Annotated in this window: 5 protein-coding genes; all 5 read left to right on the top strand. The window is 48.2% G+C overall.

Annotation, left to right across the window (positions count from 1 at the left end):
* The coding region (locus tag NTW95_01305) for an ORF6N domain-containing protein (protein ID MCX6556065.1) at window positions 1-210 on the top strand (210 nt) is incomplete at its 5' end.
* 367 nt (window positions 211-577) lie between these two features.
* The gene (locus tag NTW95_01300) at window positions 578-1,651 is read left to right on the top strand and encodes a hypothetical protein (protein ID MCX6556064.1); all 1,074 of its coding nucleotides are present in this window, start codon (window positions 578-580) and stop codon (window positions 1,649-1,651) included.
* Between the two features lie 10 nt (window positions 1,652-1,661).
* A complete protein-coding gene (locus NTW95_01295) occupies window positions 1,662-2,069 on the top strand; it encodes a hypothetical protein (GenBank protein ID MCX6556063.1) in 408 nt (135 codons plus the stop codon).
* Window positions 2,066-7,462 carry a hypothetical protein gene (locus NTW95_01290; protein ID MCX6556062.1) on the top strand — a complete coding sequence of 1,799 codons (5,397 nt, stop codon included), beginning with the start codon at window positions 2,066-2,068 and terminating at the stop codon, window positions 7,460-7,462. The genes NTW95_01295 and NTW95_01290 overlap by 4 nt, the downstream gene beginning before the upstream one ends.
* Window positions 7,463-7,580: 118 nt before the next feature.
* A partial coding sequence (locus NTW95_01285) for a hypothetical protein (GenBank protein ID MCX6556061.1) occupies window positions 7,581-11,621 on the top strand: 4,041 nt, incomplete at its 3' end.

The following is an 11,621-nucleotide window of genomic DNA, read 5'->3' as shown; positions in this document are numbered from 1 at the left end:
GTGCGGGTCAACATCGAGATCATGCGCGCTTTTGTTCGCCTGAGGCGCATGCTCCAGGCAAACACCGTATTGGCCCGCCAGCTGAAGGACCTGGAAAAAAAATACGATTCTCAGTTCAAGGTGGTCTTCGACGCCATCAGGCAGTTAATGACTCCTCCGGCCAGGATGCCGCGCAAGATAGGGTTCAAAGGGCAAGAGAGCGAGAAATGAAACAGCCCTGGGACTATAAAAATATAAAAAAAAGTAAAGTCACGAAATCGACCACCGTCCCAATCTCACGCACATTTCTTTCTCCGATCAATCTAGAGATCCCGGCGGGCGAAGAACGGAAATTCCATGCCAGCATGCCGATGAGCAAGATGGGCAGCAGTCCGCCAGCGAAAAAAATGTCACAAAATTCCTCATTGACACTGCGAAGACTATTTGCTAGACATAATTCTCCGATGGAGAAGGGTAATCTTTTATCATCCTGATTGCCAGGCAGATCGCGGGCACATGATTTTTTTCATTTAAGCCGGGTGGAGGAGTGTAGAAAGTTGGAAATAATTCTATATAATAAAAGATAACGGAGGGGAAGATGAAGAATATTAAAATTATTGTAATGTTAGTTTTATTTCTGGGGATGGCCGTAGGCAATCTGTTTGCTCAATACTTGGATGTCGGGGATGATCCTACAAAAATTGAAATAGCATCTACAAAAAACATTAATTATAACGGCAAACCAGTTGGGGGATATGTCTGGTCCTATGATGGGGAGTGGTTCCTGGGTGCCAATAATGATGGCGGGTATATCATGGACAAGAACGGAGCTTTCTTGCAAAAGCTTCCTCGTAAATTCAATTATGGTCAAGCAACATTATTTTCTGACAATAAACGGATCTTTTATAATTTTTGGGAAAATAAAAAATATTATTATGCAATTTACAACCTGGAAACAAAACAGGAAACTGTTTTGTCATTAGATCCCCAGAAAGAACATTTTATCGATGTTTCGCCGCAAGGGGATATTTTATTTATGCAGATTATTGTTGTGGCACGAAAGAGTAGTTATTCGTTTTTTTCTTATAACCCTGTGAATGGTTCACGCCAAGATTTGGGAATAATTGAAGCGAGACTTAGTTATGAATATGGTAATAATCGTTTTTTGGATAAAGAAAATCTCCTGTTGATGATATCAGATAGCGGATATAAACTAAAAAAATGTGACTTCTCAACAAAAAAATTATCGAATATCACTTCATTTGAGGTAAATTCGCCAACCTATTTGCAATTGCATGACGGTCGCCAAGTTGTAGTGACAACTTTTGGGGACATGGCTTATTTGTATGAAGCTGGTGGGGCCTTGTTTGGAAAATTCCGGGCATTTTTTGACCGTGGTGGTCCAAATCAACTTGGTAACAATAATGACCTGATTCCTGGAGGAAATCGATTTAATCGAGAATTGGCTCCGAATGGTAAACTAATATTATTGACAATGGAAAAAGCCGGAGATGAAACTGGCAATCCAACAGATGAAGTTTATTTGTTTAATTTTCAGGGAAAAAATATTCGATTTGCCATACCTTATCCCAACTCTTCCACAGAATGGAGTCCTCTGGGTGATCGAATGCTCAATGGCGATTTGATTGTATACTTGCGTAAAAAAAATTAGGAATACAAATATGGTTAATACAAAAAAAGTTAGTGGAATACTCTTTATCTTTTTAATAAATTGTTTAATTTTTAGTCAACAGAATAATCAGAATCAGGAATGTCTTAATGCGGCAAATGAATATAAAAATTCTGTTTTCATTTTATTGGATCCAGGTCATGGTTGTGAATCAAGCAATGGCCTCGCTTGTCTTCCTGGCGGGCAACCTGGAGCCGTAGATGATCCTAACAATGTAACCTATAGCGAAGCTTGTATGACAACTGACTTGGCATTAAGGCTGCGAGATATTTCCAATATCCTATTAGAAAAGCTCAAGAAATTAGAGATCAAATACGTGAAGCAAAAGAGAATAAAGGGGATAACATCAAACCTTATTTCATCTCTATTCATTTCGATGGTGATATTAATCCTAATGTGAATGGGACCCACGGAATTTATGCACATAGTACTAGTAATGGAGAATCTGTAGCAAATATTGTATCGAATGCTCAAAACACAGTTTATTTAAATAATAGTCAACCCATTCCATATCCGCAAGGAATTACTTTGATTGATAATCAAAACAACTTGTTTGATGCTCTTCGTGAAAATATTCGCTTTGTTCTTGGTGGAACTCAGCGTGTTAATACCATTCTTTATAATGATACAAATAACACAATATGCCCAAATCAAATGCGACCTTCTTACAAAAATCTTCAAATTTACCGGGAGGGAATTTTCCCTTTACTTTCCGGCTGGTACGCGCCATCATATAATCAATGTACGGACCAGTTCAGTGGAACCTTAGAAAATATTAGTGGTGAATTGCCAAACAGCGAATCAATTCCTGTCAATCATTCCCTTCAGGAAGTCGAATTCATCAGTAGCTCCAGATTTTTAAACTATTTAAATCTGCGTCAATTTGTCGCCATATCTATGGCCTGGGCAATAACAGAAGATGTCGTGAATGATTATATTAATGGAGGGGGAAACGCCTCTTGTATGAAACGTAGTATGTATTTGCTTGATAACCCCGACGATAACAATTCCAGTTCAAGCGGAATCAGCAGCGGGCTCACACATATTGGATACAATTCGCCGATTCTGATGCCTTTTGAGTTCATCAATCGTGAAATCATTGGTTTACTAAATAAAATTGGAGTTCCCCCTGCAGTAACGTTTAAAGAGTTTTCCCCGTCAATGGTTGAAAAACATCCAATTTTGATAATTCCGACCGGATTACTAATCCAATATGAAAACGATTCGGTTTTTAAAATAAAATTAGAACAATATGTAAAAAACGGCGGAACTGTCATTGTCCTAGCCCAGCAGTATGGCAGTCATTATGAGAAGGTCGTACCGCTGCCGGAAGGGAGCAGTCTATCCGCTTTGGGCTGGAGGGAGGACCAATCGTGCTTCTGGGGAGCGGCTTACCATGCTACGCAAAACAACGTGCCCCATCCCATTTTTTCCGGCGTGGCATCAGAAACGGTCAGCGTCGGCGTCGATGGATACTTCTCCACCATCCCGGCCAATGCCACGGTGCTGCTGCGCCGCAAGGTGAACCAGGAACCGGTGATGATTTCCTATCCTGTAGGTCAGGGAATGGTGATCCTGACTTCGCTGTTCAGCGACTATGCCAACGCCCATTCGCAGATGTCCGGGGTGGACGAAGCGCACATCATCCGCGACCTGCTGACCTACTCCCGCAACGTCAACCTGCCTATCCCATCCTGGCGGCTCACCCGCGACCAGGCCATGCCCATCTCCCTGCCGGCAATAACCATCCACAATGACGGTGAAGTTGCAGCCACGCGGGCCAAATTCCAGGTCCTTTCGCCCGATTATAAACGGGTGTTGTACACTGCTGAACAGGCGGTCGCAATTGATCCGCAGGCTGACGGCAGCGCGGCCCTGTCTTTCTCCATCACCCCGACAGGATTGTACAATGACATAATCAGCCAATGGATCGGCATTTATCATATGGAGGTCGAACTCTATGATGCATCAGGAAACCTGATCCAGCCTTTTACCGAAAGCGACGGCGGCCGTTTCGCCATCCACTGGCTGCAAGGCAAATACAATCCTGGCCAGGGAGTGCTCCGCTGGCTCACCGTACATCAGGAAGACTTATACCTAAATCAGAACGTGGAACTCGACGTCCATTTTCGTAATACTTCGGACCAGTCAAAAACAATCGCCATATCTGAACCGTTTCTGAACATCGGTCACGGTGGTGATGGTCCTACTCTATATCTTGACACGCCGATCAACATAGAGATCCCTGCGGGCGAAGAGCGGATATTCCATGCCAGCATGCCGATGAGCAGGATGGGCAGCAGGCCGCCAGAGAAAAACGGGTCAAGTCCAATTACGATGAGGTTGCAATACGTTGAAGCAGGAGTCTTGCGCCAGATCGGGGCGGCGAAAGTGGTGTTCCTGAAAGCGCAAGCCACGTCGAGTTTGCTGGCCATCCAGGGAACAACAAATATTTTCAAAAACGGGACCGCTATCGATTATTCCATCACAGCCAATAACAATGGTGGGGCCGCTTATGGATTGACGAAGATCAGGTTGATGGTGGATCGCTATGTCAATAAATCCTATCAGGAATTAGCGACGGTTTATGAAATTGAGCATGACTTCACTTCCGGAAACGCTTTTCAATATAATGGGCAATTTATCCCAAGCCAGCTGTATGCTCCCGGTACATATCGAATGCGACTGGCTGTCAGCACCTCCGACAGCAGCGTTGAAACAAAGACTCAGCAATTCAATTATGTTAAAAGTAATGTTGCCCTCACATTGGCCACCATTCCGGAAGCGTATACAATCGAAAAAAACAGTGAACGCTATGGCCTGATTCCCGGGCAGACCTATTCGGTTAATTTCAGGCTCAGGAATCTCAGCCCCTTCACTATCAACCAGGGGCGCTATGTCGTGACCCTGAAAAGCGAAGGCGGGATCGAGTTGTTCCGCAAGGAAGTAGCAAACATCACGTTCAACGTGTCCCAGGAACTGGCTTTCAGCGAACCATTCGTCTTTTCTCCAGTCGCGGAAACAAGATATAACCTCAGGGTCGAATACAGCGACGAGTCACGGACAGCCGTCTTGGTCACGATTGCGGAACAGCAGTACCAGTACCTGTTGGATCTACAAGGGGGCAGCGACCAGCTTGGTTACCGTTACCTCGACATTGCCAATTTTCAATTGAAAATCGCAGCTGTCGGCGCCATTCACATAAAGTTGAGCGATATCACGACTGGAGCTGTTCAGGAAAGGGATATTGTTATTCCAAAAGAACAAGCTGAAGCAATTGAAACTTTTAAAATCCCGATCGGTTATCCGACTTCCAATGAATATGAAATTGATTACGAAATCCGCGATTCCGCGAATATCATAAAGAAAGGCGTTACCCATCTATTGTGTCTTTTCCCCAAATTTAAATATGCGGCCCAGACGGATTCCGTTGATCTCAAGCAAGGGCCCCCCCTGAATTTGCAACTGGCTTTTTCGGAAATTTCAGGTGTGAAAATTCCTTTTAACGCCGTTCTTTCCGTCAAATCCGCAAGCCTGAATTACGATGACACTCGAACCGTGACCATTCAGCCTGGAATCAATAACGAGTTCAACTACCAGGTTCCGGTTACGGAAACGGTTACTGAAGGTTCGCACACAATCGAATATCAATTGCTCGTGGAAGACAGACAATTGGTAAAAAGCACTGTCACAGTAAAGCTGCCAATGATTACCCTGAAATTTTTCGAACCTCCCGCCAATGTAGGTGCCGGAACGCCCTTTGATTTGAAGTTTGAAAACAGCGGCGGCAAACCGGGAACCTTCAATGTATTTGTCCGCTTGTTTGATGAATTTAAAAAACAGGTTTTGGAGCAGCAATCAGTGTTAGCTTTAGCCGCAAGCGAACAAAAGAACATGACAATAACCTTGCCTGTGGGGACGAAAAGCGGCCGATATATCCTTTTGCAGGAAGGGCGGCATGAAAGCAGCGGCCAAGTCTTTAAATTAAGCAGCCATGTTGTGGTCAGCGGCATGACAGCAACCTTGAATGCCTTCACACTCAAGGAAAAATATTTCGACAACGAAGCAGTGGCCGGGAAGGCTGAGATTGGTGTTGCTGGAGAAGTTGCCAATGGCATGCTGCGGGTAAAGATACTGAAGAATAAATTTGTCGCACAATCGGTTTATGAAGCCGGAGATTTCAGTTTGTATCGTCGAGCTATTGTTAGTGGCGGAGGGGCGCGGGCGAATAAAACCTATTTGATAAGCAAAAACAAATTATTCGCATGGGATTATATCACAAACAAATATATTAAGCTGCTACCCGGAGAGAATTTTATTTCTCTTTTTATCGGTTCAAACGGAGATTTATGGCTCACAACCAGCAACGATGGCGTGTGGCATCTCAGCAGCTCGGGAGTCTTGATCAATCATTTTACGACCGCTGACGGGCTTCTGAATAACAACGTCTCGAATTTCAGCGAGCGCGACAAGGATGGCTGGCAAGATATCTGGATGGCCACATCATCAGGGATCTCGGTTTTCAGCAATGGCGCCTTGAGTTCCTATACGACCGCCGACGGTCTGTCTTCCAATAATGTGTTTGATTTCGCCAGGGACGGAGCAGGAGAAATATGGGTCTGGTCGGCCGGCGGTATCGACCGGTTCAACGGCAGCCGCTTTGATAAACTTGATCTTCCCTTCGATCCGGCAACAGCTCTTAATTTTGGTGAAGATGCGAGTGGTTCGATATGGATGACTACCGGCGGTAAAATCTGGCGTTATACGTTGGGGGAATGGAATAATTGGGACGTAGCAACGCTTTTTCCAGGCACTCTTGTTAACCAGTTTGCCGAAGACGACGGTCAAATGTGGTTTTTGGGAACTAAAACCGGCAGTGGCAAGATTTTACTTAAATGTGACGGTGATTTCACCCTCTTTTCCAGACAGAATCTTTCAGCCATAGGCAACATTACTTGCATCATACCCTGTCCAGAGCGAGAAGGAATTTTATTCGGGGCCAATCCCGGATTTGTGGAGTTCAGTTCCGGTAAGTGGCAGCTGCGCCAGCTCGAAATAGACATGGATAAACTGCTTAGTCCGGTCACCTGTATAACCGGAGACACCAGGGGCCGGGTCTGGATCGGGTCCATAGAAGGAGTTAGTTGCCTGGACAAAGGGGTCCTCAACCATTACTTTTTGGGAGGTGTTTCCGCATTAACGGCTGGGACCAATGGAGTCGTTTATGCGGCTGGATATTCGCTGAATCGTATAAAAAGAATTGAAGAAACTGTCGTAAGTAATATCGAATATCCGACGTTGGGGGGAAACACATATCGCTTGAACCCTGTTATGGGTTTTGATACCAACGGACGATTGTGGTATTCGGCTGGAATTAAGGAATCTACATTTGATCGTTGGCTTTTTTGCTATGATGGAGTTAGTGCATGGATAAGGGCTTTTCCTTCTGAAGCACTAAAAATAGTTTCCGATGGCGCAGGAAGCATTTGGGGTGGTTTCGCTTATTCTGCCTACCTGGTTCCTGCAATATTTCATATAAACAATGATTTTAGTGTTACAAGATATCAAGGTGTTTACTTAAGACCAAAAGATTACCAATATTATTTTGAAGGTTTTAGAGATATTTTCCTTGATTCAACCGGGGTTTTATGGATTATAAGAAATGGATACGATCCAACAGTTGAGGCACTACAGACTTTTCAGAATGATATTTTTACCCTTAAAGCCGTTTACAGCCCCGGAATGATCACGCGGCGAATTCCCGGTCAATACTGCAGCCAATATCGATATTGATCTAATGACAGGGAAAACATTAAAAGCCGGTAATTACACACTCTCGGCCGAATTGATTTCAGTAATTGATCAGCAACTTGCTAAAAGTGACTACGGATTTCTAGTCAGGGGCACAACTGTGGCGACATCCCTGTCAAAGGGCGGCAACGCTGATCCCGATGTCAGGGTTAACAGCAGCAATGCTTTGCAATTGGAAGTCCTGAACAATACAACCGAAGACAAAGTGGCTTTGAACTTGAAAGTAAGCAAGGTTTCACCATCAGGGGTGGAGACGATCCTGCAAGAAGATCCTTTGAGTTTGAGCGCCGGACAAAGCCATAACGGCACGCTAACTTTTAATGAAAGTGAAACGGGAGTCTGGCAATTGAACGTTGAAGTCAGGGAAAGCGACACCCTCCTCGACAGCGCCGAGCTGATCCTGAGGAACAGCGAACCGGCTGTGACCTATGAGATCATGAATCCCGAATACGCCGGTGATGAAGCGTTCCCGGTCAAGATCAAGCTGGCCAACCAGGGCCAGATTATCGCCAATGTGCATGTTTCCGTAGGGGCGACCGGCGGGTCGCCCTCTTATCTGGACGAAGACGTTTCCTTAAAACCAAACGAGGAACGCATCCTTTCCTTCAATGATACAATCAGTAACGACCGCACCTATGATATCGCGCTGAGTGGTGATATAACACAGAACGAGCAGAAGATCGTCAAGTACGGTTATGTAGAAAACCTCGCGCTCAATGTGCTGCCCCAGTACCGCGAAGGCGGCATCGCCATAGGCTACACCGTGGCCAACTCCGGCGGTCTGCCTTTCAGCGACACCCTCCATTTTGCACTCTACGTGTTGGGCACAGAAATCGCCATATATACGGCTGATAAAAGTTATAACCTATATCCCAACGCCGAAGCAAGCGCCGATTCCCTTGAGCTTTCATTGGCTCCCGGCGCCTACCAGTTGCGCTGGACGACCGGGAGAGGCGGAGCGGGGCAGGCCGATTTTTCAGTGCTGCCAGCGGGAATCGGACAGTTGACGTTCACGCCAGCGGCCAAATACCCGGTCGGCTTGACCGATTTTACCTATACGCTGACCAACAGCGATACGGTGGCCGGCAGCGTCCCGCTGCTAATCGAGATCATCCCGGCCGCCGGAGGAACGCCCATTTACTCCGCAACCCGTAATTATTATTTAAATGCAGGGGAAAACGTCAGCGACACTTTCATTTTTGATATTGTCCAGAATGGAAACTACATGGTCAGGCTCAGCGGCGGCAAAATAGTTGGTGGCATGGTCAGCTCGCCCATTAAAGTGCTCAACCTGAACGAAATGACCTCGACGGTAGCGGTGCAGCCCGCTGTGGACGGAGTTGTCCCGGTGCTGGTCAATATCTCGAACAACGGATACAGCGACTTTGCCGGCACGCTGGTCATTGAAGCCGGCGGTTTTCGCCACGAAGAACCAATTCAGGTCATTTCGGAAGCTGTCTTGAACCAGGCTTATAATTTTGACGCCAATGGACTGACCAGCGGCAGCCAGGAAGTCAAGGCTTATCTGTACGAAGCGGCGGGCAACCTGCTTGCCCAGAACACGCAAATTGTGACAATCAAAAACGCCGACATCAAAGTGGTCGAGGTGCCGCAAAACCTGGCCATTTCCGCCGGCGCCTTTGCCAACGTCACCCTAAAGGTCAAGAACGAAGGCAACCGCCGTGGCGAAGTCAAAATCGTCATGAGCGCTTTCGACACCCTCAACGAGACGCGCGAACTGGTTTTGGAGGCGGGTGAAGAAAAGAATTTGAGCGATATTTTCATTGACATCGACAATGACATCCCGGCCGGCCGTTATCCCTTCAATTACAATTTGTCGGGTCTTGGGGTAACCAACGGCCTGGCCAAGGGCAATTTCTACTTTCAGGTCAACGGCATCGCCTTGGACGTCACGGCGGCCCTGGACCGCAGCCTGTACAACGCCGGCGAAACGGCGCAATTGACCATTAATATATCTTCAACTGCTCCAGTGGCAACGCCGCTGGAAGCGGTGGTCAACTGGAACGATTTCAGCGAGCGCCGCGCCTTTACTTTAGACAATGGTTCAAGCTCGCTGGTTTTTGAGATCCCGCTGACTGAAGCCAGCGAGGCAAAAGTGTTCTACAGCATCTACCAGGTAGGCGGACGCGGCATTTACTTGAATGACATCTATCTCAACTTTGCCGGCAACGTCAGCGTGATGCTGGACCAGCAGGTCTACGCGCCCGGGGAATCCATTTACGCCCTGTTCACGGTGGGCGAGTCTGGCAGCCTGACGGCCGAATGCTTCGGCCAGATCCAGACGATCGCCATCGGCAGCAGCGGCAGCGTCGTTTTCGCCGTGCCGGCCGATGCACTGGGCGGCAGTTACGGCGTAGCCTGGACATTTACGCCGACCGACATCACTCACGGGACCTCAAGCGGGTCCAAAGCGTTCGATGTCAGCGGCCTGGTGGTCAAGGTGGCAAAAGCCGAACTTGAACGCGGCAAATACGCTCCCAACGACACTATCACGGCCATGTTGACTTTGGAGTCCAACCGCGATATCTCACTTGACCTGCGCTCCTGGACGACGACGCCCGAAGGTCAGTGGACTTACCTGGGCGAACAGAACGTAACCCTGTCGGCCACGCAGCAAACTCCGGCAGTTTTGGAATATGCGTTCGATACGACCGAAGCGGGAACGCACCGTTTCGTCTACGGTCTGTACCGCGAAGAACAATTAGTGGTTTCGGGGGCGGCCGCTTTCGATTGCGGCGACGCGGTGCTGCTCGGCCTGACGACCGATCATCTCGATTATCCCGACGGCAACGAAACGGTCAAGGTCAAGGCAGACTATTTCGGTGCGGGCACGGCCAGCCTGAAGTTGTATCTGGACGATGTGCAAGTGGATGAGCGCAGTATCACCCTGGCCGGTCTGGGCAGCGTTGATATCGATTTGTCTTCGGCCCAGATAGCCGGCGGCTGGCGCGATTTACGGGCCGTGATGAGCGAGGACAATTTGACGTCAACCCGAAGCGCCTGGTTCGGCTACGGATCCAATTTGCCCGATCTTGTTGTCGAGGCAGCGGACCGGAGCATAAGTGATTTGAATTACACTTATGCGATCAGGGTGAGCAACAACGGCAAAACCGCTGCCGCGGCTACTACACTGGTATTCAGCGATAACAATATAGACACGCAAACGGCAAGTGTCGGTGCGCTGGCGCCCGCGGCCTATCAGGATTTTCAATTTAATTGGAGCGGTTCGGGCCATGCCGGCAGCCATACGCTGGCCTTTGCCGTTGACCGTGAAAACGCGATCAAGGAATACGCCGAAGGCAACAACGCTTCTGAAATGGTCGAGGAAGTCCCGGCCCTGTTTTACAAATTGTCCATCGATCCGCAGCTCTGGCCGGCCAACAGTGACGTTTCGATCTTTTCGCGTTTGATCAACAACACGGAAAGCAATCTGGCGCTGCAGCTGCACCTGACCCTGACCCAAAAGGCCAGTTCGCTGAACATCCTGACCCGGGACAAGACCATCAGCCTGAGCCCGTACACGACGACGCTGGAGACGGACATTTTCAACACTGGGACGTATCCGGTAGGCGATTACAACCTCAGGCAGACCGTCAACAGCACTGCCGGAACATTAACTGAGGAGTTGGCCGTGATCATCGAGGCCAGCAAAGTCATCAGCGGCACCATGACCGTCACCCCGGCAACGGTGGCGGCCGGAAGCGAAAGCCAGGTGAGTTTGCATCTGGCGCTGCGTAACAGCGGCAACGTGGCCCTGGAAAACGAGCCGCTAACCATCAAGGTGACCAACGATGAGAGCCAGGAAATGGTCAAAAGCGAAGCGCTGACGGTCACTTTGGCCCTGGGCGAGAGCAAGACCATTGTCCGCGACCTGGCGCTGGACCTGGCCGCCGGTGCCTACATGATCAGTTTGGAACACCTGGAAAACGTCGTTGCCCAGGCTGAGTTGACAGCTGCCAATGGCCTGGACAAGGACAAGTATGTCTCGCGCCGGGCGCGGGCGCTCATCATGAATCTCCTTGGCTTGCCGTATGCTGGTCAGAAAAACTATCTCAAGACCGTCCTCGGCGCCGGGAATATCGCTTACCAGGACACGTCCAACATCATCGAATCCTATCTG

The sequence above is a fragment of the Candidatus Aminicenantes bacterium genome, from assembly GCA_026393795.1.
GTDB lineage: Bacteria > Acidobacteriota > Aminicenantia > UBA2199 > UBA2199 > UBA2199.
The sequence above is the reverse complement of the archived record's forward strand: the minus strand, read 5'-3'. Positions and strand labels throughout refer to the sequence as shown.